Raw genomic sequence first — 20,988 nt, 5'->3', positions numbered from 1 at the left:
GAGAAGTTATGGAGAATCTAATTAAAGAAGTAATAAAGTTCAGAGATGAGCGAGGTTGGAAGGATTACCACAAAGAAAAGGACCTGGCGATATCCATTGTCCTTGAAGCTAGTGAACTACTGGAGAATTTCCAATGGAAAACAAGTGAAGAGGCTGCTGCGGATACTAGGCAGAATATCAAAGAGGAAATGGCAGATGTACTAATTTATTTAGTGCAGTTGGCTGATCGGATGGATGTAGATTTGGAGGAAGAGGTTTATAAGAAGCTTGAGAAGAATGGGATTAAGTATCCTAAGTAATTCCTTCTACTACATTGTAGTACTTATGTGAGGTATGATATCCTGGTTTTAAAAATACCTTCATACATAGGAGGAACAGATGAAAAAAAACATCCACGTAGTAGGAGCAGTAATTTTTAAAGACAGCAAAATCCTTTGCGCTCAAAGAGGTACTGAAAAGTCATTACCACTATTATGGGAATTCCCAGGTGGTAAGATTGAAGAAGGAGAAAAGCCTGAGGATGCTCTTAAAAGAGAAATCAAAGAAGAGATGCGTTGCACAATAGATATTAGTGAACAGATTGAACATACAGTTTATGAGTATGATTTTGGCATTGTTCATTTGACTACATATTATTGTAAGCTAATCGAAGGAGAACCAGTTCTTACAGAGCACGCTGCGATCAAATGGTTGGCTCCTGAAGAGTTGTCCACTTTGGAATGGGCGCCAGCTGATATTCCTGCCATTGAAAAAATTGCAAAAGTATACGCGTAAAAAAAGCTATCCAACTTTCTTGTTGGATGGCTTTTTTTATGATCACTGTTTACAGGGGTGGTTAAGAGGATTACAATTTTAATATAAATTTGGAAATGAATGGTGATCATGAAATGGACTTTGTTAAAAACTTACAAGATTCAATTTATAGAGGATTTATTGATCATGCCCATGGGAAATCGACACAATATAAACCTAAGTTATTAATAAACAACACTCAAAATAAAGAGAATGTGTTGGCTTCACTAGTTGAGGAACTTACCCATTGTAAAGACTTTTTCTTCTCGGTGGCTTTTATTACAGAAAGTGGTTTAGCTACACTCAAGTCGCATCTTTGGGATTTGAACCAGAAAGGGGTCAAGGGGAGAATCTTAACTTCTACATTCCTGCAGTTTAACCAGCCTAAGGTCTTTAAGGAGTTAATGAAGATTTCGAATTTGGAAGTTAGACTTACTTCCCTGAAAGGGTTTCATGCCAAGGGATATATCTTTAAGCATGATACTCATTACTCATTAATTGTTGGTAGTTCTAATCTTACTGCTCAGGCGTTGAAGGCCAACTATGAGTGGAATGTCAAACTCAATTCACATGAAAATGGGGAGATAGTCCATCATTTTGTCGAACAGTTCGAAGATGTCTGGAAAGAGGCTGACCTGTTAACATCTGAGTGGATTGAGGAATATGAAAAGAAGTATCAAGGACCACCTGCATATGGTTCTCAAGTTGTTGAACTGCCAAGTCAGTACCAGACCAACTCTATAGAAGAAGCGCTTAAAGTTAAACCGAATAAGATGCAGGAAGCTGCTCTTCAAAGTATCCAGTATGTAAGGGAACAGGGAAAAGAAAAAGCACTTGTGGTTTCCGCGACTGGAACGGGTAAGACTTACTTATCTGCCTTTGATGTGAGACGTTTTGCTCCAAAGAGAATGCTATTCATCGTCCATCGAGAGCAAATTTTACAAAAAGCAAAATCAGATTATCAAAAGATATTAGGTGGGGCAGATAGGGATTATGGTATTTTATCGGGAAATTCAAAGCAGCAGGATGCCAGATATCTTTTTGCTACAATCCAGACGCTTTCCAAGGATAATGTTTTACATCAGTTTGATCATTCAGAGTTTGACTATGTTTTAGTGGATGAGGTACATAAAGCTGGGGCCAAGTCCTATTTGAAAGTGATGGATTATTTCAAACCGAAATTTCTAATGGGAATGACAGCTACACCTGAACGTACTGATGACTTCAATATCTATCAATTGTTTGATTACAATATTGCATATGAGATTCGGTTGCAGGAAGCACTTGAAGAAGATATGCTTTGTCCGTTTCATTATTTTGGTGTGACGGATTATGAATACAATGGGCAATTACTAGATGAGACTGCTGCATTATCAAAGCTTGTCACAGAAGAAAGGGTAAAGCACATCCTTGAAAAAATAGACTACTATAGTTATTCGGGAGAAAAAGTAAGAGGGTTAATGTTCTGTAGTCGCAAAGAAGAAGCTGAGGAACTATCAAAAGCATTGAATAGTCATGGTTTAAACACGGTCGCTCTTCTAGGGAATCACTCTCCTGAGGAAAGGTTACTCAGGGTAACCCAACTTGAAAATGGTCTGTTGGATTATATTATTACGGTCGATATCTTTAATGAAGGTGTTGATATTCCAAGCGTAAATCAGGTTGTGATGTTAAGGCAGACCCAATCGAGTATTATTTTTATCCAGCAACTGGGCCGCGGACTAAGAAAGCATGACTCAAAAGATTTTGTTACCGTTATTGATTTTATCGGAAATTATAAAAATAATTATCTTATCCCTGTAGCTTTATCAGGGGACCGTTCACAAAACAAGGACAATATACGTCGTCATACGAAGGAAACCCACTATATTCAAGGTGTATCTACCATTAATTTTGAGGAAGTAGCCAAAAAGCAAATTTTCAAATCAATCAATGATAGTAAGTTAACAGCCTTGAAGATACTACGGGAAGCTTATACGGAGTTAAAAAACAGAATCGGCAGAGTTCCTTATTTATATGATTTCATAGAGCATAACTCCATTGACCCTTCTGTTATTGTAATGGAACATACCAATTATTATAAATTTTTAGATAAGGTCAAAGAAGAAGGTCTGCCTGAAATATCGAACTATGAATTCGATGTATTAACTATGCTTTCTCAAGAAATCTTGAATGGGAAAAGGAAGCATGAAATCTTACTTCTGGATCTTTTATTAGAGAACGAAGCAGTTACAAAGGAAAGATTTGTTCAAGAGTTGGAATCTCACAATTGTCATTCAGATGAAGAAACATTGGAGTCCGTACAGAGAGTCCTGGATCTTTCTTTCTATACGCAGAACTCAGTCAAGAAGTATGGGCAAAAGCCAATAGTTTTCTTTAAGAATAACAAATACGCTTTTAATGAGACACTTCAGAACAGGCTAGAGTCTAATGCCTATTTTAATCTCTTAGTTATTGATATTGTACAAACGGCAAAAGTGAAAAGTTTAAGTTACGATTGTTCAGAACAATTAACTCTATTTCAGAAATATTCCCGTAAGGATGCATGTAAGTTATTGAACTGGCAAAATGACGAGAGTGCAACGGTCTTTGGCTATAAAACCAAGCATGGTACTTGTCCGATCTTTGTTACCTATCATAAAAATGAAGACGTTGAATCGAGTGTCAACTATACTGAAGAATTCATTAATCAGGAGATCTTCAGATGGTCGACACGAAGTAATCGAAGATTAGATTCTGATGAAGTACAGACAATTCTTAACGCCAAACAGCTGGGCATTGACTTACATTTCTTTATTAAGAAAGATGACGATGAGGGAACTGATTTTTATTATCTAGGAAAAGCCTTACCAGAACTAGGTAGTGAAGAAGAAGGAACTATGGTCAATGACAAAGGTAAAATACTTCCTGTAGTTCGGATGAATCTACATCTGGAAAATGAAGTTGAGTCTTCGTTGTATCATTATTTAATGGAAGATAAGTAAATAAAGTATTGTTTGAGCCTCTTTCTGTTTTAGGAAGAGGCTTTATTTAAAGCCTACAATATTTTATACGAGTGAGGGCGAGATGCTCAGTAGCTAACGTATTAAAGTACCCCGTCTTTCTATAGAAAGAAATGACTTTCCTCGCTTCCTCCACATCCAGAGGGGACTTGCCGATATCAAAATCCAAGTCAGAGCCGGACAGTTCTTCCTGCAGCTTCTTCGTAATGATTTCTTCATAGATTCCTTGTATAAGCATGATAGGGATCCTTTTCTAATATATGGGTTTATTTGGTATAATTATTGCATAGTAATAAATTCATTTTTATTAGTCGAACCAAGGGAAGGAATTATGAATTTGAACGTTAATGATATAGGCTTGCCTTATTTGGACTTTGGGTACGTGTTTCGGAGTAGCTGAAAAGGAGGAGTATTAGTGCTGGCAGAGACCCATGGGAAGATTAGTCGAATTGGTTCTAACTTAACAGAGAGACTGGAAGATAACTTGACTGGAAATGTATTCGGTGCCTTGCGTTATATTCCTTTTTCGGAGGGCCTGGGTGAAATATTAGCTAAAGGAGTATACCCAAAAGAGATTGGCGAAGATATTCATCTTATAGATTGTGGAATGTGGTCGGATAAAGCGGAGTTTTGGCCTTACGACCGTGAAGGTGAGATTGACTTAATGCTGGTACTTCCAAAAGTAATTATGGGAATAGAAGTAAAGTATCTCAGCGGTCTTTCATCTGAAGATGAAGTCACAAGTGAGTTAGAACAGGTGAAAAGCAAGGAAGAAAAGATCACTATTAGTTTTAATCAGTTAGCAAGGGAATCACGAATTGTCTCAAGAAGAGGAAAAGAAAAGAATAAACTGCTGCTTTTCATCGCAGACCGAAAGTCTTGTCAAGAAGTATACGTGAATGTGGTTAAGCGGGGCATTATTGATAAGGGTGTCAAATTTGGATATATTTCCTGGCAGGAATTCTTGAAACAGCTTACAGAACTGAGGCTGAATAATCCTTTTCAGCAAGTTATTATTCAAGATTTGATTGCTCTTCTTAAAAGAAAGGGGTTTGAGGATTTCACCAGCATGGAGGTCAGATTACCAGTACCCATCAATGAGAACGACTTTTTCAGGTTTAAACCGCGGCAAAATCCTGCCTTTAACTTTCAACTAAATCTTTTAATAAGTGAGGAATTTCATTATGAGTTCTGATAATATCCGGAATGCGTTCAGTGTGGTATACCATACATACGAAAATATCCAAAAGTTGATGGATTATTGTAAGACAGTAGGTTCTCAGGAAAGTAATTATGTAAGTGTGGTAGATAAGTTTTTACGGTATAAGTCTGATAGTGATTTCACAGGGTGGTTTATTCAGGATTTCATTCTCCTATTTCAACATAAAAATGATGGTGAATTAGAAAATGAATGGCGTGACGGTCCTTTGTACGTAATGGAAATCGAGTTGTATAATAATGGACTGGAACCAGAGGAAAAGCTAGAACTTCCACGCGTCCGTTTATCAAAATTTGAGTATGAAAGTTTACATGATTGGCAGAAGGGATGCTCTCCTACTCATCATTGGAGATTTTATTATCCTTTGAGAAAGGGAGACTTAATGGACATTCAGCGAAAAGGGGACACTTATCAGATTACTCCGCAGGATCAGGAAGCAAGCGACCGTCACTATTGGGGAGTGAATAAGATAACCAGCACTAGCATCCCTCTTACTGATATTACAGCTGATAACATTTTGGAAAAGGTTTTTCATACATTTGATCGTTTATAACGTTATATAGTATTCTTCATGCAGCAACCAACTCCCCTAGGAAACGGTTGCTCTTTTTTGTATTTGTACAAAAATAGTAAGCTGCAGAGTGGTTGTTGAGATTTTGGTAGTATTGCTGAAACTCTCATATGTTCAAAAGTAATTTAAGGAATATATGGGTTTTTCTGGTATAATTATAATTAGATAAAAAACTAGGCTTATCGAAAAATCTAATAGATGAGGAGAATCTTATGAAAATACAAACTCAAGATCTTTATCACGGAGCAGTACTCACTCAAATCACAGAGCATAGTTCTTTTAAAGCATTAAATAAAGTTGATTCACAGTACGGTCATTATCTAGTGAACCATGACACGAGACTTTTTGTTAAGTATTTGACCAAACAGACTTCCCCTTGGAATTTTAAATTCAGCTTAAGTGAGCTTCAGGCTATCCAACAGGATATTGACACCTCTAATCGTGTATTCTTATGCCTGGTTTGCGGTCATGAAACGATTTGCACCTTGGATATTCAGGAGTTTTCTAACTTGATTGATTTATGCTCAACTGAAAATCAAAACATTATTGTAGAAGTACCCGCTAGCGGATCCATGCATGTAAAAGGTTCTGGAGGAAAACTTCCTAAAACTTTACGCCATAATTCATTCCCGGACAAGCTTTTTATCGAAAGTGCGGAAGTGGCTGGAGTCTGACATTAGAATAAGGCTAGTGTCTGCTTATAAGAGCTTCTAAATTTGAGAGGAGTCGGAGGAGAAATGCAGGTCCGTACTGTAAGGTATATGAGTTTACCAGACATAGAGGATGGAGTTTCAGGATTTTATGGGAATTATAAAGATAAGAGGTGTATAGAACCAAGCAAACCTTATCCAAATGGGAAGTGTCATACAACAGGAGATGAGTTGGATGAGCTTGCGCGTAAAGTTGGGTTTTGGACTCGAGAGGAATATGCAGAGAAACGGAAAAAGCCAAGGTATTCCAGTTGGAAGAATTCTTACGGGCATGATCTGTCTTCAGCTGTGAAAGAGGCTCTCGAATCAAATGGAATCGTTTGGAATATCGATGGTCAAGAGGTTTTGTTCCAATGTCCAAAAGGTGAGTTTATCAGGTGGCCGGGGAAGAGATATGAATAGTAAGGATATCCAAAAGAAAATCATCCAAGTAGGAGAAACTGATGACTAGTGAACAATTAAGAGAAAATTTCGTTATAGTTTTGAAAAAGGAATTCCCTTCTATAAGGCTAAAGACTTTTGTTTTAAAGTCAGGTAATGTAAGAATCTCAACATATATACCAAATAAAAACAGAAATAAACGTTGGATGCAATTGGATGTAAATCCTGAATATCTTTCTATAGCAATGGATCATTCTGAAGGAGACATAACGTTAGAGGACTTAGGTAACCTAAACTTGATATATGGATTGAATGGCTACAGCTCCGCTATACAAATACAGAAAAATAATGATGCAGTAAATATTTCGATTTGTAATACTGAGGCTTATGACTTCTCAAATGATGAGTTTGTCCGTTTTTTGCATAAGCATTATGAGTCCTATTTGAAATTGATAGTTTAAGGAGACAGATTCTGGTCTCCTTTTTTATTTTTTTGACGAAGGAATGATACCTCTTTCCTCACTTGTAGGTATTCTTAGTAACAAAGCTGATATAAGCAGATATACTTTTTCTTTTCTCCTCCTTGATAAAAAGCCAACATAGAAACCTTGTTACCACAAGCTCTTCCTGAAGCTTCTATTTCTTCATAGATTCCTTGTTTAAGCATGTTGGGGATCCTTTCCTAATATATGGTTTTATTTGGTATAATCATAATAACATAGATATAACTGGAATCGTGCGAGCGAGTTGAGGAGGCCCCCATGCTTAAGAAAATCTTAGAACTGTCAAACCTTGAGACGACGATCAGCCTGAGGCAGAAAGAATTGTTGGAGTTGGAAGAAAAGATAGAGGAAAAGAAGAGGTTGCTGAAGCAGTTAAGTCGGAAAGCCCGTAAATATGAAGAATACAAAGTTGTGGAAAAAGAGGCAGCAGTAACTGTGGCAGCTGAGCCTGTTAGTGAGAAGAAGGTAGGGGAAATTGCCAAAACGGATTTGAAAAATCTTCTGGAAAGTGGACGTGTTCCTTTAGCAGTGATAGAGAACTTGAAGGACATAAGTTACTCCAAAGACATTTTTGACCTGAACTTTCCCTTACTCAGGGAGATAATGGATATGAATAATCTGGAGGAGCTAAAAAAGGATCATACTGGGCGGAATCGGTATTATGCTAAGCCCATTGCTATTCACGGGAAGAAATACCTGTTATGTTCTCAGTGGTATTTCCCGAGTAAACCTAAGTTGATTCGGTGGATTGAGAAGTATCGTTGATGTTCATAAAGTATTAAAACTGGAGCGCTTTTAAGTCGAAAGGGAGGATGGTTGTGACAAAATTAAAGACTTTGAGTAAACAAATTCCATTTCGCTATGATGGCAGTGTCACAAAGGGTACTACTATTTACTTTGGAAACAATAGAAGATTGAATGTTTCATCTAAAGATTGGTTAAGATTGCTCGATAATTTTGAAGGATCGGTTGTGCCTCTAGGAACATCCCGTACTAATCCACCAAAAGGAAGTTTAGGAGAGTGGTTAATATCTAATGTAACTAAGGTTGCTATTGCTTCATATATAGGTCCAATACTTATTAGCGAAGGGTATGCAACGTTGGAAGGTAAAAGTGATTTAAAGATTATAGAGAGCATGTAGAACTAACTTTAAATTTGCTTGAAACAAAACTGAAAAGTAGAAATGAGGCAGAAAAATGGAAACAGTTTTAGGAAACCTCCAGGTTATAGATGCACGTGAAGTTTGGAAACATGAAGAGCGAGATTTTACTCCTTGGTTGGCTCAAAACGTTGAAGCCATCTCACAAGTTATTGGAATACCAATAGAAATTGAACAAACTGAAAAAAGGGTGGGAAATTATAAATTAGATATTTTAGGTAAAGTTGAAAATACAGATAAAGTTGTAGTAATTGAAAATCAATTGGAAGAGAGTGACCATAAGCATTTAGGTCAGTTAATTACATATGCATCAGGATTGGACGCAGCAATTATTATATGGGTTACTCCTTCTGTGCGAGAAGAACACCGATCAGCTATTGAATGGTTAAATGACATAACAGGTGAGGAAGTTTCGTTTTTCTTGCTTAAACCAGAGGTTATTAGAATAGATGCCTCTCGTCCGGCTGTTAGGTTTCATTTAGAGTCTGGCCCTAGTGAGTTCATACGCGATATAAAAGAAGTGGTGAAAAATGAAGAAGCGCCTCGTCATATATTTAGAAAGGATTTCTGGAAAGAACTCCTTGATTATTTTGAAAGACAGGGTGATACCTCATTAAAAAATAGAAGGCCCAACAAAGACTCATGGTTGCCTTTTTCTGTTGGGAAATCGGGAGTAGTAGTTAATGCATGTCTAGCTCAGAATTCCAAGTTAAGGATAGAGCTTTATCTACAACACTCTTCTCTTGAGATAAATAATGAAAATTTTAATACACTCAGAGAAAACCAACATGAAATAGAAAGTTTGTTTAATATAGAAGATGTTATTTTTGACTCCATGGATGGATCAAAAGCTTCTAGAATTAAAATTGAAAGAGATTATGATGTCAACCGTTCAAAAGAAGATAAAGATTACAGGGAAACCGATCTATTCCCATGGATTTATCAAAATGTGGAGCTTTTAAGAAGTATAGGAAAAAGGTATCTCCTTAGTTAAATAGGAGCAGAGGGGGAGGGTTAAACTGCGTACCAGTGGTCAGGCCCGACCCTTCCCCATCTCATCGATCTCTCTTTCAATCAATGATAACGAAATCTCGAATGCCGTTATCCGTCTTTTTGCTAAAGTAATTTGTGATTTATATCTTCCTGGATTTTCTTTACCCTCAAACGTTTTGACTGTTTCCCTTAGTTTGTGCAGTGTTGAATCAATTTGACGTTTTGCTTCTGCCAATTCCTGTTCTGTAAATTCCATGTTAAGACCTCCTGTGTATCTTGTCTTCCTTCTTCTACATTAGCACCCCTTCAAAAAGGTTTATCAATCCGATATTTTTATGTTGAAAGTGTCGAGTATTTTTATACTTGCTTTGCTATTATGTATTCAAGAAAGGAGGGGTAAGTTGTTAAAAGAATTGAATCAAGTCATTGAATATATTGAAGTTCATTTAACCGATGACCTGTCTCTTGAGAGTATATCAGACTATGCTGGGGTTTCCGACTATCACTTTAGGACCGTATTTTTTCATCTTTCAGGGATGACATTAAATGAGTATGTAAAAAACAGAAAATTATCTGAAGCAAATAAGGATTTATTGAGCGGAGAAAAGGTAACGGATGTTGCTTTTAAATATGGTTATCAGTCAGTTGACGGTTTTACCAGGGCATTTAAAAAATGGTGTGGTTTTTTACCCTCAGATGTAATGAAAACAAGGATTAGCAAATCATTTCCCAAACTTTCATTTTTAATTACTGTAAGAGGAGGAGTTTCTATGGAGTTTAGAATTGAAGACAAGCCAACGTTTCATTTAGTTGGTGTAAGTAAACGTGTCCCTATGCAATTTGAGGGTGTAAATCAAGAAATAGTAAAGCTTGCCCAGAGCATAACAGAAGAACAGAGAAAAGAAATGCATGCTCTTCAAAATATAGAACCTTATGAAATTGTTAATGCTTCTTATAATGCAGATGAAAATTTCCTGAAAGAAGAAGGAGATTTAACTCACTTAATAGGTGTTTTAACGACTGAAAACCAAGTAAGTAATCGATTAGATAAAGTACGAGTTGAAGCATGTACCTGGGCGATATTTCCAAATGAAGGGCCATTTCCATTGGTGTTACAGGAAACAATGGCAAAAACATATTCAGAATGGCTTCCTGCTTCCGATTATGAAATCATCCAAGCGCCTGCTTTTTCATTTACTAAAATGGATGAGAATAAAAAAGATTTTGCTTATAGTGAAATTTGGATTCCTGTTCGGAAAAAATAATATTTAAATATTATTGTATTCAGTGAAATATAAACATGGAAAGCCTTAAACTCCCTTACTTAAAGAGATTAAGGCTTTTTGAAGATTAATCGTAAATGACATCTTTTCCTTGTTCCCGCAGTGTTTTTAAAGAAGTGAGCATATGATTGATTTCTTCATCGGAATGTCTTTCCCATGAGCCTAGTTCGGCGATTATTTTAAGGGGCGATTTAGACCTGTAAGAACGCGTTGGGTTTCCGGGGAACTTTTTGTCGGTTACGTTCGGGTCATTTTCGAAAGCACCTGTGGGTTCTACGATGTAAATTCTTTCTTTTGCTGAAGTCCTTGCCAATTCAGCACCCCATTTAGCAGCCTCCAATGTTGCCGTGAAATAGATATAGTTTGATTTCTTGTCCTGGTAATTTGAAAGATGCTGCGGTTCCAACTCTTCGCCGATTTTTAGTACTGCTTTTGTTCCATGAAAGAAAGGCCCTTTATCCAAGACATTGTTGTCATTCAAATTGATTCACTCCGTATTCTGTAGATTTGTTTCTAACAGTATAGGCCAGGAATTCCTGAAAGAGTAGTCTGTAATTAATTCATTTTTCGTAGTATACTATATGTAGAGAGAAGTATTTCAACCGTCAAATACATACTTTAACATGATGCCTGATTTCTCAATTTATACTTGGGAAATTGGGCTTTTTTGTTTTGAAAAACCAATACCATCCCCTGTTAAATCAAAAGAGTCTGTTGTTAGTGTAACCGCAATAGTGTATGATACATAGTATAAACCATATAGTGTATGACATATAGTGTATAAAGTTGAGGTGGATAAATGAGTAATTTAATGAATTCATTGACGACAGAGCTAAGGAGAGGAACGCTGACGTTGGCGGTTTTGAGTCAATTGAGATCGCCTCAGTATGGATATTCACTCGTACAGTTATTGGAACAATCGAGTATCACCATCGATCAAAGTACCTTATATCCATTGCTTCGCCGTTTAGAGAAACAGGAGTTAGTAACGAGCAGTTGGGATAAATCTGAGAGCCGGCCGCGTAAATATTATGTACTAAGCGAATATGGGCTGGAAGTGTTTTTGCAGTTGAAAAAGGAATGGATAAAAAATTCGAAAGAACTTTATGGTTTATTAAAAGGGGATGATGAAGATGAAGCTGATTGAGGTTTACATTCAGGAAGTCACCCGCAGGCTTCCGGAAAAAAGCCGAGCGGATATAGCGCTTGAGCTGCGTTCGACCATTGAGGATACGCTGCCTGAAGATTATAACGAGAAAGATGTTAAATCGGTCCTTGAAAAGCTGGGAAACCCGGCGGCATTGGCGAATGGTTACCGTGATCAGCCGATGCATCTCATTGGTCCGCGCTACTTTGATGTGTATGTGTCTTTATTAAAAATGATTTTGCCGATAGCCGCTGTGATTGCCGTGATTTCAATGGTTGCCGAATATTTTATTGGCTATAGCGGTAATGAAGCCATAATGAATGTGGTTCTGACCATTATGGGTAAAGGAATTTGGAACGTCATCGAAGTAGGGATCCACGTCTTCTTCTGGTTGACCCTCGTATTTGCCATCTTAGAAAGAATGGATAAAGAAAAGGATCAGCAGCCATTATCAGCAAGCCTGACAAAATGGACCCCTGACGATTTGAAAAACATCCCTTATATTCCTAAGAAAAAAGCAATCAGCAAGTTTGATGTATTTGGGAGTTTCATGTGGACAGCTATTTGGGCGACCCTTTATTTCTATGCGAATCACCTGGTTGGTGTATATGAAGGCGGTGGAGAGGGACTCCAATTTGTGATTCCCGCTTTAAATCAGGATATTTTACTGGGATATTGGCCGATCGTAGTCGCAGTCATTGCTCTGGAAGTGGGATTTGCTCTTTATAAATTGATCGTAGGGCAATGGATGAAACGAATGGCGGTCTTTAATGCCGTTTTCGAACTTCTTTCAACCATTGTTTTTATGGTCATATTGATGAATCCTTCTTTATTCAACCAAGATTTTCTTGTGTATATGAGTGATTTATTTTCCACAACTGCCAAGCAGATTGAAACATGGATTATCAGCGGGGTGATCATCGCGTTTGTTGTAAGTGCTGCAATCAATGTATATGAGGTATTCCGCAAGGCTAGAGTCTAGGATAAGGCAGAAAGGAGCGCGTTAGTTACTCATCGCGCTTTTTTTCTTAAATAGCAGGATCCAATACATGTTCTAAAAAGGCAATGATAAAGAATTAACCATTGAACGGGGAGTGATCATCATTGAAAACAGGATGGGAAAGAAACAAACCGCTTATTAGTCCGGACGATCAAACAATAACTCATATGTTACAAGATTTTTTAAATGGAAGAAAGATAGCGAAAATAGAGATTCTTGGCGGCGGACTTAGTAATTCGAATTTGAAGATTATCCTCGAAAATAAAGAGACGTTTGTTTTGCGTATATACAATGAGTCTGGATTAAAAGCGAAAGTCGAAATGAAGGTTCTGGATCTTGTTGAAAACACCCTGCCAGTACCTCAAGTCCTTTATCATGACTTTTCGCTGGCTCAATTTAACTACCCATTTTTACTATTGAGTTGGGTGGAAGGTTTTCAGTTATCAGAACTGTTTTTAACTGGGGATGAAGTATCACTATCAAACGCTGGGTATGAAGCAGGCAGATATTTAGCCAAGATGCATTCCATTCAGTTTACCTCATCAGGTTTCTTTGACGAACACCTCAATATCCAAAAGTTTGAATTATCAGGTTCGGAATCCTTCAAGAGCCTTATAGATGAAATGGTCAATGGAGGGTCAGTGACGGAAAATCTAGGGCCGGAGATGGTCCGCAGTATTACGAAGTTTACAAATGACCAAGCGCATTTAATAGAAGATATAGGAAACCAATCTTCTTTAGTACATAGCGATTTCAATCCTTTGAATATATTGATTCAAAAAGAGGGAAACCGTGTAAACGTAACAGGCATTTTGGACTGGGAGTTTTCTTTCAGCCATTCGCCATTGATTGATATAGGGAATATGCTTCGGTATGAGAAAATACAAGAGTCTTCCTTTATAAGACCCTTTATACTAAGCTATCTTGATAACGGAGGAGATTTGCCGCAAAAATGGCTGCAAAAAGCAAAATTATTGGACATCATTGCTTTATTGGATCTTGCCAATAAAAAGGATTGTGGAGATATTCGTCTGCGTGATATTAAAGAACTTCTTAGCAAGACGATGGTGGAGTGGGAATTATATTATACGGTTCAAGAAACGATTAAATAGAAAAACCTACATTTGCAAGAAGTAGGCGGGGGGATAAGCCAATGATCGGAATAAGTATAGCGACGAAGTGGGAATATGAAGCGACATTGGAATACTTCAGCATAAAAGATAACGAACGTTTCGGTTATCCTTATGGTGAGTATTTCATGAGAACAATGAATGATACGGAGCTTATTTTTTACAGTACCGGTGTAAGAAAAGTAAATGGTGTTGGCGGTAATCAGTATATGATTTCCAAGTTTAATTTAACGAAAGTGATCGTTGCTGGAACATGTGCAGGAATAGATGATAAGTTCAGTAATTTGGATATTTTTGTACCCGATAAAGCCGTTCAATATGATTGCACCGTAAAAGAAATTGAGCCTTTTATCAAGCAATCCTTCATTGTTGATATTGATCTATCAAAATATGGGGATGATTTTCATACCGGAACCATCGGCACCGCTGATAAAGCAGTCGTTATGTGGAAGGACTATTTAGAACTTATAGAAAACGAAATAACAATAGCCGATACAGAAGCAAGTGCCATTGCGTATATCTGTAAGAAGAATGAGGTTGAGTGCATTATTATAAAAGGAATATCTGATTTTCCAACAGAAGAAAGTAACTCCGATGGATTCGAATCGAACACTGAGCAAATCAATGTTTATTTAGAAAACACCCCCAAAGTGATGAACAAAATATTTGGCGAATATTTAAAGAGATTTATTTAAGTACATTTGAAGTTGACCGAATAGTATGGAGGCGGATGAAGCCATTTAATTTACATAATTGTGGGAATTTTGAAACTTATCATAATCCTGTCTCGTATATAGGGTATAAGGATAATTGAAAGGGTGGTACTAAATGAGTAAAATCAAGAACTACCTTCAGCCCTTTATATTATTGGGCGTCCTAGTTTTAGCTTCTGGTTGCACAAACTCCGAAACCGCAGAGGGTAACTCAGAAGAGGCCGAAGCCGAAAGTCCTGCTGAACAAAACATTGAAGCTTTCTTAGAAAATGTGTTTACTGGACCTAGCGAGGAGTATGAGGAGATTTTTTTCGGAAAAGTTGAAGATTTGGAAACAAGAAGCGAGAAAATTTATGAGTACTATCAAGCTAATTTCCAGCCTTATATGAGCGAAAGTCTTCTAGAGGATTTTATCAATTCCAATGGTGCTGTTCAATTCTTGACTGTTGCTCACCCCGATTATCTTTTAGCAACAGAAGAAATCTCACTTGAAGAAAACGAGGATTATTATACCTTTGCTGCCGAAGTATCCTATACGAATAAGGAAAGTAATGAAAGTGGCACAGTTACAATTAACGGTAATATACAAACAGATGAAGAAGGTGTGATCACCGGCATTCAATATCATAAGGGCCAATATGAAAAGCTTAAAAATGCCTTAGAATAAGAAGAACTGAAATTTGGTGAAGATAAAAAACAGGCTCAGTTCAATTTTGGACTGAGCATTCTTTATGCTAAACAACTCTCCTTGAAACTAAAGAGCAACGTTTACGGAACAAGCAGTAGCCCTGTGGATTATTCAAGAATAGTGGTAGTTTACTATATAAGAAACATGAAGAAGAAGGTGGTGTAGCTAACAATGGACGATGTTGTAAGGTGTCCTGGATGTGGTAACCAGATGAAGAATGGATACATTTTCTCTCCTCGAAGAATTTGCTGGTCAGACTCTCCTGATTCAATCTTTGCTGATTTTGGAAGTGAAATATTAATAGGCGATGCCGTGTTAAAAGTCAAAAAAACTCCAGCATCAAGGTGTGAAGAGTGTAATTTAGTTATGTTCCAACACAAGGGAAGTAACAATATAAAATAGCAGTGGTTTTGAACCTAACTTATCTAACGAAAGGGGCGTTTGCTGAACAAGCAGACGTCCTTTGTTCAAAGAGAAAAAATATGTATGAATAGAGATTTAATATTAGGAGGAAACACATGAGGAAGACTGTCACTTTTTCTTTTAGCAGTTCAAGTTATGAAAGTACTGAGGCGACAGAAACATTTACTCTTGAAGAGATGGGTATTGATGCCGATACGGATGAAAAAGAATTAAAGGTGAAAATTGATAGTATTTTCCAAGCTTGGCTTTGGGATAAACTAAACATTTCTTATAGTGTAGTCATAGATGAGGAGAAACCTACAACTGACGGTGGCGTTTGCTGAACAAGCAGCCGCGCTCTGCTCAAGTAACGGGAGGATAGTTGAACAAAGAATATTGATATTCAGAGTAAATTAAGGAAACAATAATCTCTAATATTAGCCCAATAAAGGGGATTATTGATGAAAAAGATTTTATTATTTACCATATTGGCAACAATCATTTCAAACCTTTCCCCAATCTTTGTATACGCTGAAGAAAAATCAAACAAGGACCTAATGAAAATTATCACTGAGTTTGTACCGCCAAACTCAGTACTGGTAAGTCCTGAAGAACCTAAATCAACTAAACCATATCAGTTTTATGACTTTAACGAAGATGGACAAGAAGAGATTGTTATTACTTTTGAAATAAAGGCAAAAGAACAACCTAGTCCCTCACAATATGGCGTAATAATATTAAGAAAAGAAAAACATAGATGGGAAAAGACTTGGGAGACCCAAACACAGGGGGTAGGATTAAATTTTTCAAGTGTTGCTGATATAACAGGTGATGGTATTAAAGAGTATCTTTTTGGTGTCACAATTGGTGCTTCAGCAGGAAATAAACTAGAGATTATTAAATGGGAGAATAATTCTTTAAGGATGATAGCAGAAGTTCCGTATCATATGATGGACCTATTAAGTGATGAGAAAGTTGGATTAGCCGTTTGGCAACGGTATATTGCAGATACCTATTTTGTAGATGTTCTAAAATGGAATGGAAAAAAATTAGTTCTAGATAAAGAACTATACTCTAGTTACTATCCTGCAATTGAAAAGTTTTATAACGATAAAATATCAAAAATGGATGCGTGGTTCTATTGGTATACTCTTGCAGATGCTCAAATAAAGGCAAATTTATTTGAAAAGGCTAAGAATTCTATACAGAAAGGAACTACATTAGCAAAGCAATTATCATTACCTGATGCAGTAAAAAACTTTGAACGGTTAAGTGATAAGCTGGAAAAAGGAAAATCTTATTAAGCTAACGGGGCCGTTAAAATAAGAACACATTAAATAGAGGCACTGCTATAAAGCTGCAGCGCCTCATATTTTTACACTCCATCCGAAGCAGTGGACGAACTATTTCTTATTAACAGAAGCATCATAAATCGATTCGATGGCATCTCGCATGGATTGATCAAATTCTTCAGATGATTGATCAACTCTCAATTCTTCGGCAAGCGCACGGGAGAAGCTTGCAATCATTCCGTCATTTTCTTTCAATCTCTCGTTGGCTTCATCCCGGGAGTATCCGCCTGATAGGGCAACAACCCGGACGACGCGAGGATGCTCCACCAGTTCCTTGTAGGCATTAGCTTTTGTCGGGATCGTGAGCTTCAGCATCACGTTTTCATTCTCGGACAAACCATTGAGATGTTCTACGATTTCAGCACGCAAGATTTCTTCACATTTTTCCTTGTCCTTGCTATGGATATTCACTTCCGCTTCGATGATGGGTACGAAATCGGACGCTATGATTCTTTTGCCGATTTCGAATTGCTGATCCACGACTGACTTGATTCCTGATTCATTCGGTTCATGGATGACCGAACGCATTTTGGTACCGAAGATATTTCGTTCTTTGGCACGGCGAAGCGTTTCATCAAGATCCGGATTCGGCTTCATCAGCTGTACCCCGTATTCTTGTTCAGCCAGTCCCTTATCCACTTTCAGAAACGGGACAATATTATGGTCAGCCAGATAATCCGCTGTATATTTTCCTTCTACTGTACTGTCCATTGTCTGTTCGAAAAGGATCACTCCAAGGATATGATCTGAACTGAAAGCTGGAGACGTCATAATCCTTGTGCGCATCTCGTGGACCTTATCAAACATTTCATCTTCGTTTGAATAGGAATCCTCCGTCACACCATAAGCAGCCAGTGCCTTAGGTGTACTGCCTCCGCTTTGATCCAGTGCTGCTATAAACCCTTTGCCATTCTTCATACGGTCCAATTGACTCTGATTCATACATTCCACTCCTTTTCGTTTAATACTCTGTTATAATCCATCTTTATACTAATTCCCTTTTTTTGTTGGAGATAACATGACTATGAAGGAATCGAAGCAGGCCACGATAAAAAGACCCGCTAGATAGACGAATTAAGTTTTTCTCATTCCTGCCCATTTATATGAAGGATTGTACGAATTCAGGGTAGAGAAGCAGTCGGTCTCATGCTAATATAGAGTAGGAAAAATTAATAGTATAAATTATTCATAAAAATAGAGAAAACAACCAAAGGGGATGCAGCAAATGTCAGTCACAATGAACTACAACCGAATTGAGAAAGACTTCCTGGGAGCAAAGGAAGTACCTGAGAACGCTTATTATGGAATCCAGACGCTTCGTGCGGTAGAGAACTTTCCAATCACGGGCTACAAAATTCATCCGGAATTGATCAAGGCGATGGCGATGGTGAAAAAAGCTGCTGCCAAAGCAAATACTGATGTCGGCCGGCTTTATGAGGGTATTGGGGAAGCCATCATGAAAGCGGCGGATGAAATGATTGAAGGGAAAATGCATGATCAGGTCCTTGTTGATCCGATCCAGGGAGGCGCTGGTACTTCGTTCAACATGAACATCAATGAAATCCTGGCGAACCGTGCTCTTGAGATGATGGGAAAAGAGAAGGGTGCTTACAGTCATTGCAGCCCGAACAGCCACGTTAATATGTCCCAATCGACGAATGATGCGTTCCCGACAAGTATGCATATTGCAATTCTAAATATGCTTGAGCAGTTGATCTCCACAATGGAGCGTATGCACGAGGCATTCAGTGCGAAAGCGCAGGAATTCAGCCATGTCATCAAGATGGGACGCACTCATCTGCAGGATGCTGTGCCGATCAGGCTTGGCCAGGAATTCGAAGCTTACAGCAGAGTGATTGCAAGGGATATCAAGCGTATCAAGCAGACAAGAGAGCATCTCTATGAGTTGAACATGGGAGCAACTGCAGTAGGAACAGGCCTTAATGCGTTTCCAAAGTATATCAAACTTGTCGTTCCTTATCTTGCAGAAATCAGCGGCCTGCCGTTCAAAGGTGCAGAACATCTTGTGGACGCTACGCAAAACACGGATTCTTACACAGAAGTTTCCAGCAGCCTGAAAATCTGTATGATCAACATGTCCAAGATTGCCAATGATCTTCGTTTGATGGCTTCTGGTCCAAGAGCAGGTCTTGGCGAGATTTCTCTTCCGGCAAGACAACCGGGCTCTTCCATCATGCCTGGAAAAGTAAATCCTGTTATGCCGGAACTGATCAACCAGGTGTCCTTCCAGGTGATCGGAAACGACCAGACGATCTCGCTGGCGTCGGAAGCAGGGCAGTTTGATTTGAACGTCATGGAGCCAGTGCTGATTTTCAATCTGCTTCAATCCATCAGCATCATGAACAATGCTTTTGATTCTTTCACGGAGTACTGTGTAAAAGGGATCGAAGCAAACGAAGAGAGAATGAAAGCATATGTAGAGAAGAGTGTCGGAATCATCACGGCGGTCAATCCGCATATCGGCTATGAAGTCGCTTCAAGAATTGCAAGGGAAGCGATTGTAAACGGCCAGCCGATCAGGGAGCTTTGCCTGAAGTATGATGTACTGACGGAAGAAGAGCTTGATTTGATTCTGAATCCTTATGAAATGACTGAGCCGGGAATTGCTGGGGCTTCATTATTTGATAGAGAATAATAGGAAAAAAGTGGAGCGGCTTTCAGCTCCGCTTTTTTTGTTCTCTTAAGTGCCGTTTGTTTTTCTAAAGCTGTTAAACCCTTTTATATCTGTCTCTTCGTTTAATAGATTTACTGGAGGTTATGGTAGTAATAAGGGAGGTGTTAGGATGAATTGGGCGAATGGCATCAAGGCTGCTGTCATCAGTGTCATTATTGCCGTTGTTTTTACATTTTTAGCAAGCCTGATCATTCCTACTGATGATTTAACGTGGGCATTGATTGCCGTGGCGTTCGCTGCATTTTTCTCTGGTTTTTTCTCCGCTCAGAGGAAAGCCGGAAGACATGATATGTAGGGAAATCGATCTATATTCTTTAGAGATTCTTTAGGGATTCTTTCATATTTTTCGTTTAACCGGAACGATTACATGGTACAGACTAATGAAAGCACTTTTAAAGGAGGAGTTAAGTTTTATGAAGAAATCTACTAAAATTTTAGCACCTGCCTTAGCTGCAGGAATGGTTTTCGGAGCAGGAAGTGCATCGGCTAATGGAAATACGGTAACGGTAGATGCTGGTGACACGTTGTGGGGCATTGCCCAGAATCATGAAGGGGTATCTGTTGAAGATCTGAAGAATTGGAACCCTGGCGTTGATGCGATGAGCCTGTCGATCGGCACTGAACTGGTAGTCAGCAACAGTTCCGATTACACGGGTGACCGGGCAGAGGAAGAATTTCACACAGTAGAACCGGGTGAAACGCTAATTTCAATCGCGAACCTTCATAAGAACGTAACATTAGATGACTTATATAATTGGAATCCGGACATTGATCCGCGCAGCCTGCAAATTGGGTCTGAAGTACGAGTGAGTCCTGCTGACGGCTCTGCTGACAATCCTTCTGACGGATCAGACGATAACAATAGTACAGAGGTGTTCCATACAATTCAACCGGGTGAAACACTGATTAGCATTGCGAACCTTCATGAGAATGTGACACTCGATGACTTGTATGATTGGAACCCTGGAATTGACGCGCGCAGCCTGCAAATCGGTTCAGAGGTGAGAGTAAGTCCTGGTAATGGAGATAACGACAGTTCTGTTGAACAATATCACACAGTGGAACCTGGCGAAACGCTGATCAGCATCGCCAATCTTCATGAAGGACTGACTCTTGATGAACTTTATGACCTGAACCCTGGCATTGACCCTTATACTCTGCAAATTGGATCAGAAGTGAGAGTACAGTAATTTAATAGATTAGAATGGCACGCTATTGAATAGCGTGCCATTTTAGTATCTAGTATC

Annotated in this window: 28 protein-coding genes; 23 read left to right on the top strand and 5 right to left on the bottom strand. The window is 38.4% G+C overall.

Features of this window, described 5'->3' with window-relative positions; all coding sequences use genetic code 11:
- The first annotated feature begins 8 nt into the window (after positions 1–8).
- The 3 genes from M1E09_RS19215 to M1E09_RS19205 all read left to right on the top strand — a co-directional run bounded on the left by M1E09_RS19215 (position 9) and on the right by M1E09_RS19205 (position 3,776).
- The gene (locus M1E09_RS19215) at positions 9–299 is read left to right on the top strand and encodes a nucleotide pyrophosphohydrolase (protein WP_456272428.1); all 291 of its coding nucleotides are present in this window, start codon (positions 9–11) and stop codon (positions 297–299) included.
- Positions 300–378: 79 nt separating this feature from the next.
- Positions 379–774 carry a (deoxy)nucleoside triphosphate pyrophosphohydrolase gene (locus tag M1E09_RS19210; protein ID WP_456272427.1) on the top strand — a complete coding sequence of 132 codons (396 nt, stop codon included), beginning with the start codon at positions 379–381 and terminating at the stop codon, positions 772–774.
- A 113-nt stretch (positions 775–887) separates the two neighbouring features.
- Positions 888–3,776 (top strand): DUF3427 domain-containing protein, encoded by a 2,889-nt coding sequence (locus M1E09_RS19205; RefSeq protein ID WP_456272426.1) that lies wholly within the window; start codon positions 888–890, stop codon positions 3,774–3,776.
- A 46-nt stretch (positions 3,777–3,822) separates the two neighbouring features.
- Here the strand turns inward: M1E09_RS19205 and M1E09_RS19200 are convergent, their stop codons facing one another.
- A complete protein-coding gene (locus M1E09_RS19200) occupies positions 3,823–4,032 on the bottom strand; it encodes a hypothetical protein (RefSeq protein ID WP_456275060.1) in 210 nt (69 codons plus the stop codon).
- A 177-nt stretch (positions 4,033–4,209) separates the two neighbouring features.
- Between M1E09_RS19200 and M1E09_RS19195 the strand changes: the two genes are divergently transcribed.
- The 5 genes from M1E09_RS19195 (at position 4,210) to M1E09_RS19175 (ending at position 7,136) form a co-directional block, all read left to right on the top strand.
- Positions 4,210–4,989 carry a hypothetical protein gene (locus tag M1E09_RS19195; RefSeq protein ID WP_456272425.1) on the top strand — a complete coding sequence of 260 codons (780 nt, stop codon included), beginning with the start codon at positions 4,210–4,212 and terminating at the stop codon, positions 4,987–4,989.
- The gene (locus M1E09_RS19190; protein WP_456272424.1) at positions 4,979–5,566 is read left to right on the top strand and encodes a hypothetical protein; all 588 of its coding nucleotides are present in this window, start codon (positions 4,979–4,981) and stop codon (positions 5,564–5,566) included. The genes M1E09_RS19195 and M1E09_RS19190 overlap by 11 nt, the downstream gene beginning before the upstream one ends.
- A 230-nt stretch (positions 5,567–5,796) precedes the next feature.
- Positions 5,797–6,258 (top strand): hypothetical protein, encoded by a 462-nt coding sequence (locus M1E09_RS19185; RefSeq protein WP_456272423.1) that lies wholly within the window; start codon positions 5,797–5,799, stop codon positions 6,256–6,258.
- Between the two features lie 63 nt (positions 6,259–6,321).
- The gene (locus M1E09_RS19180; RefSeq protein WP_456272422.1) at positions 6,322–6,696 is read left to right on the top strand and encodes a hypothetical protein; all 375 of its coding nucleotides are present in this window, start codon (positions 6,322–6,324) and stop codon (positions 6,694–6,696) included.
- Between the two features lie 41 nt (positions 6,697–6,737).
- Positions 6,738–7,136: a hypothetical protein gene (locus M1E09_RS19175; RefSeq protein WP_456272421.1), complete on the top strand. Its 399-nt coding sequence runs from the start codon at positions 6,738–6,740 to the stop codon at positions 7,134–7,136.
- Between the two features lie 74 nt (positions 7,137–7,210).
- Here M1E09_RS19175 and M1E09_RS19170 read toward each other — a convergent pair whose 3' ends face one another.
- Positions 7,211–7,342, bottom strand: coding sequence for a hypothetical protein (locus M1E09_RS19170; RefSeq protein WP_456272420.1), 132 nt, complete (start codon positions 7,340–7,342; stop codon positions 7,211–7,213).
- Positions 7,343–7,436: 94 nt separating this feature from the next.
- Here M1E09_RS19170 and M1E09_RS19165 point away from each other — a divergent pair, with 94 nt between their 5' ends.
- Genes M1E09_RS19165 through M1E09_RS19155 form a run of 3 tightly spaced genes read left to right on the top strand, consistent with a single transcriptional unit; the run spans position 7,437 to position 9,332 of the window.
- On the top strand, positions 7,437–7,943 hold the full coding sequence (locus tag M1E09_RS19165) for a hypothetical protein (RefSeq protein ID WP_456272419.1): 507 nt from the start codon (positions 7,437–7,439) through the stop codon (positions 7,941–7,943).
- 53 nt (positions 7,944–7,996) lie between these two features.
- Positions 7,997–8,320: a hypothetical protein gene (locus tag M1E09_RS19160; protein ID WP_456272418.1), complete on the top strand. Its 324-nt coding sequence runs from the start codon at positions 7,997–7,999 to the stop codon at positions 8,318–8,320.
- Between the two features lie 55 nt (positions 8,321–8,375).
- The gene (locus M1E09_RS19155; RefSeq protein ID WP_456272417.1) at positions 8,376–9,332 is read left to right on the top strand and encodes a DUF4268 domain-containing protein; all 957 of its coding nucleotides are present in this window, start codon (positions 8,376–8,378) and stop codon (positions 9,330–9,332) included.
- Between the two features lie 39 nt (positions 9,333–9,371).
- On the opposite strand, the gene M1E09_RS19150 is transcribed toward M1E09_RS19155, so the two are convergent.
- A complete protein-coding gene (locus M1E09_RS19150; protein ID WP_456272416.1) occupies positions 9,372–9,587 on the bottom strand; it encodes a hypothetical protein in 216 nt (71 codons plus the stop codon).
- 145 nt (positions 9,588–9,732) lie between these two features.
- On the opposite strand from M1E09_RS19150, the gene M1E09_RS19145 reads away from it, so the two are divergent.
- On the top strand, positions 9,733–10,596 hold the full coding sequence (locus tag M1E09_RS19145; protein ID WP_456272415.1) for an AraC family transcriptional regulator: 864 nt from the start codon (positions 9,733–9,735) through the stop codon (positions 10,594–10,596).
- 85 nt (positions 10,597–10,681) lie between these two features.
- Here the strand turns inward: M1E09_RS19145 and arr are convergent, their stop codons facing one another.
- A complete protein-coding gene (gene arr, locus M1E09_RS19140) occupies positions 10,682–11,095 on the bottom strand; it encodes an NAD(+)--rifampin ADP-ribosyltransferase (protein WP_456272414.1) in 414 nt (137 codons plus the stop codon).
- A gap of 318 nt (positions 11,096–11,413) precedes the next feature.
- On the opposite strand from arr, the gene M1E09_RS19135 reads away from it, so the two are divergent.
- The 8 genes from M1E09_RS19135 (at position 11,414) to M1E09_RS19100 (ending at position 16,998) form a co-directional block, all read left to right on the top strand.
- Positions 11,414–11,761, top strand: coding sequence for a PadR family transcriptional regulator (locus M1E09_RS19135; protein WP_456272413.1), 348 nt, complete (start codon positions 11,414–11,416; stop codon positions 11,759–11,761).
- The gene (locus tag M1E09_RS19130) at positions 11,748–12,743 is read left to right on the top strand and encodes an HAAS signaling domain-containing protein (protein ID WP_456272412.1); all 996 of its coding nucleotides are present in this window, start codon (positions 11,748–11,750) and stop codon (positions 12,741–12,743) included. Before M1E09_RS19135 ends, M1E09_RS19130 begins: the two co-directional genes overlap by 14 nt.
- A gap of 122 nt (positions 12,744–12,865) precedes the next feature.
- Positions 12,866–13,873 carry a phosphotransferase family protein gene (locus tag M1E09_RS19125; RefSeq protein ID WP_456272411.1) on the top strand — a complete coding sequence of 336 codons (1,008 nt, stop codon included), beginning with the start codon at positions 12,866–12,868 and terminating at the stop codon, positions 13,871–13,873.
- Between the two features lie 41 nt (positions 13,874–13,914).
- Positions 13,915–14,586, top strand: coding sequence for a 5'-methylthioadenosine/S-adenosylhomocysteine nucleosidase family protein (locus tag M1E09_RS19120; RefSeq protein ID WP_456272410.1), 672 nt, complete (start codon positions 13,915–13,917; stop codon positions 14,584–14,586).
- Positions 14,587–14,719: 133 nt separating this feature from the next.
- Positions 14,720–15,271, top strand: coding sequence for a hypothetical protein (locus M1E09_RS19115; RefSeq protein WP_456272409.1), 552 nt, complete (start codon positions 14,720–14,722; stop codon positions 15,269–15,271).
- A gap of 192 nt (positions 15,272–15,463) precedes the next feature.
- Positions 15,464–15,694, top strand: a complete 231-nt coding sequence (locus M1E09_RS19110; protein WP_456272408.1) for a PF20097 family protein — start codon at positions 15,464–15,466, stop codon at positions 15,692–15,694.
- A gap of 116 nt (positions 15,695–15,810) precedes the next feature.
- Positions 15,811–16,038 (top strand): hypothetical protein, encoded by a 228-nt coding sequence (locus M1E09_RS19105; RefSeq protein ID WP_456272407.1) that lies wholly within the window; start codon positions 15,811–15,813, stop codon positions 16,036–16,038.
- Positions 16,039–16,155: 117 nt separating this feature from the next.
- Entirely contained in the window at positions 16,156–16,998 is an 843-nt protein-coding gene (locus M1E09_RS19100; protein WP_456272406.1) for a hypothetical protein, read from the top strand.
- A gap of 99 nt (positions 16,999–17,097) precedes the next feature.
- On the opposite strand, the gene M1E09_RS19095 is transcribed toward M1E09_RS19100, so the two are convergent.
- Positions 17,098–17,988, bottom strand: a complete 891-nt coding sequence (locus tag M1E09_RS19095) for a fructose bisphosphate aldolase (protein ID WP_456272405.1) — start codon at positions 17,986–17,988, stop codon at positions 17,098–17,100.
- Between the two features lie 283 nt (positions 17,989–18,271).
- Here M1E09_RS19095 and aspA point away from each other — a divergent pair, with 283 nt between their 5' ends.
- The 3 genes from aspA (at position 18,272) to M1E09_RS19080 (ending at position 20,931) form a co-directional block, all read left to right on the top strand.
- A complete protein-coding gene (aspA, locus tag M1E09_RS19090) occupies positions 18,272–19,702 on the top strand; it encodes an aspartate ammonia-lyase (protein WP_456272404.1) in 1,431 nt (476 codons plus the stop codon).
- 148 nt (positions 19,703–19,850) lie between these two features.
- A complete protein-coding gene (locus tag M1E09_RS19085; RefSeq protein WP_456272403.1) occupies positions 19,851–20,036 on the top strand; it encodes a hypothetical protein in 186 nt (61 codons plus the stop codon).
- Positions 20,037–20,154: 118 nt separating this feature from the next.
- The gene (locus M1E09_RS19080; protein WP_456272402.1) at positions 20,155–20,931 is read left to right on the top strand and encodes a LysM peptidoglycan-binding domain-containing protein; all 777 of its coding nucleotides are present in this window, start codon (positions 20,155–20,157) and stop codon (positions 20,929–20,931) included.
- Positions 20,932–20,988 lie beyond the last annotated feature (57 nt).

Source organism: Bacillus sp. AK031 (genome assembly GCF_053903065.1).
The sequence above is the reverse complement of the archived record's forward strand: the minus strand, read 5'-3'. Positions and strand labels throughout refer to the sequence as shown.

Excerpts from the sequence above, each read along its gene's own strand:
- M1E09_RS19215 (WP_456272428.1), top strand. The coding sequence starts at position 9 with ATGGAGAATCTAATTAAAGAAGTAATAAAGTTCAGAGATGAGCGAGGT.
- M1E09_RS19210 (WP_456272427.1), top strand. The coding sequence starts at position 379 with ATGAAAAAAAACATCCACGTAGTAGGAGCAGTAATTTTTAAAGACAGC.
- M1E09_RS19205 (WP_456272426.1), top strand. The coding sequence starts at position 888 with ATGGACTTTGTTAAAAACTTACAAGATTCAATTTATAGAGGATTTATT.
- M1E09_RS19200 (WP_456275060.1), bottom strand. The coding sequence starts at position 4,032 with ATGCTTATACAAGGAATCTATGAAGAAATCATTACGAAGAAGCTGCAG.
- M1E09_RS19190 (WP_456272424.1), top strand. The coding sequence starts at position 4,979 with ATGAGTTCTGATAATATCCGGAATGCGTTCAGTGTGGTATACCATACA.
- M1E09_RS19185 (WP_456272423.1), top strand. The coding sequence starts at position 5,797 with ATGAAAATACAAACTCAAGATCTTTATCACGGAGCAGTACTCACTCAA.
- M1E09_RS19180 (WP_456272422.1), top strand. The coding sequence starts at position 6,322 with ATGCAGGTCCGTACTGTAAGGTATATGAGTTTACCAGACATAGAGGAT.
- M1E09_RS19175 (WP_456272421.1), top strand. The coding sequence starts at position 6,738 with ATGACTAGTGAACAATTAAGAGAAAATTTCGTTATAGTTTTGAAAAAG.
- M1E09_RS19170 (WP_456272420.1), bottom strand. The coding sequence starts at position 7,342 with ATGCTTAAACAAGGAATCTATGAAGAAATAGAAGCTTCAGGAAGAGCT.
- M1E09_RS19165 (WP_456272419.1), top strand. The coding sequence starts at position 7,437 with ATGCTTAAGAAAATCTTAGAACTGTCAAACCTTGAGACGACGATCAGC.
- M1E09_RS19155 (WP_456272417.1), top strand. The coding sequence starts at position 8,376 with ATGGAAACAGTTTTAGGAAACCTCCAGGTTATAGATGCACGTGAAGTT.
- M1E09_RS19150 (WP_456272416.1), bottom strand. The coding sequence starts at position 9,587 with ATGGAATTTACAGAACAGGAATTGGCAGAAGCAAAACGTCAAATTGAT.
- M1E09_RS19135 (WP_456272413.1), top strand. The coding sequence starts at position 11,414 with ATGAGTAATTTAATGAATTCATTGACGACAGAGCTAAGGAGAGGAACG.
- M1E09_RS19130 (WP_456272412.1), top strand. The coding sequence starts at position 11,748 with ATGAAGCTGATTGAGGTTTACATTCAGGAAGTCACCCGCAGGCTTCCG.
- M1E09_RS19120 (WP_456272410.1), top strand. The coding sequence starts at position 13,915 with ATGATCGGAATAAGTATAGCGACGAAGTGGGAATATGAAGCGACATTG.
- M1E09_RS19115 (WP_456272409.1), top strand. The coding sequence starts at position 14,720 with ATGAGTAAAATCAAGAACTACCTTCAGCCCTTTATATTATTGGGCGTC.
- M1E09_RS19110 (WP_456272408.1), top strand. The coding sequence starts at position 15,464 with ATGGACGATGTTGTAAGGTGTCCTGGATGTGGTAACCAGATGAAGAAT.
- M1E09_RS19105 (WP_456272407.1), top strand. The coding sequence starts at position 15,811 with ATGAGGAAGACTGTCACTTTTTCTTTTAGCAGTTCAAGTTATGAAAGT.
- M1E09_RS19100 (WP_456272406.1), top strand. The coding sequence starts at position 16,156 with ATGAAAAAGATTTTATTATTTACCATATTGGCAACAATCATTTCAAAC.
- M1E09_RS19095 (WP_456272405.1), bottom strand. The coding sequence starts at position 17,988 with ATGAATCAGAGTCAATTGGACCGTATGAAGAATGGCAAAGGGTTTATA.
- aspA (WP_456272404.1), top strand. The coding sequence starts at position 18,272 with ATGTCAGTCACAATGAACTACAACCGAATTGAGAAAGACTTCCTGGGA.
- M1E09_RS19085 (WP_456272403.1), top strand. The coding sequence starts at position 19,851 with ATGAATTGGGCGAATGGCATCAAGGCTGCTGTCATCAGTGTCATTATT.
- M1E09_RS19080 (WP_456272402.1), top strand. The coding sequence starts at position 20,155 with ATGAAGAAATCTACTAAAATTTTAGCACCTGCCTTAGCTGCAGGAATG.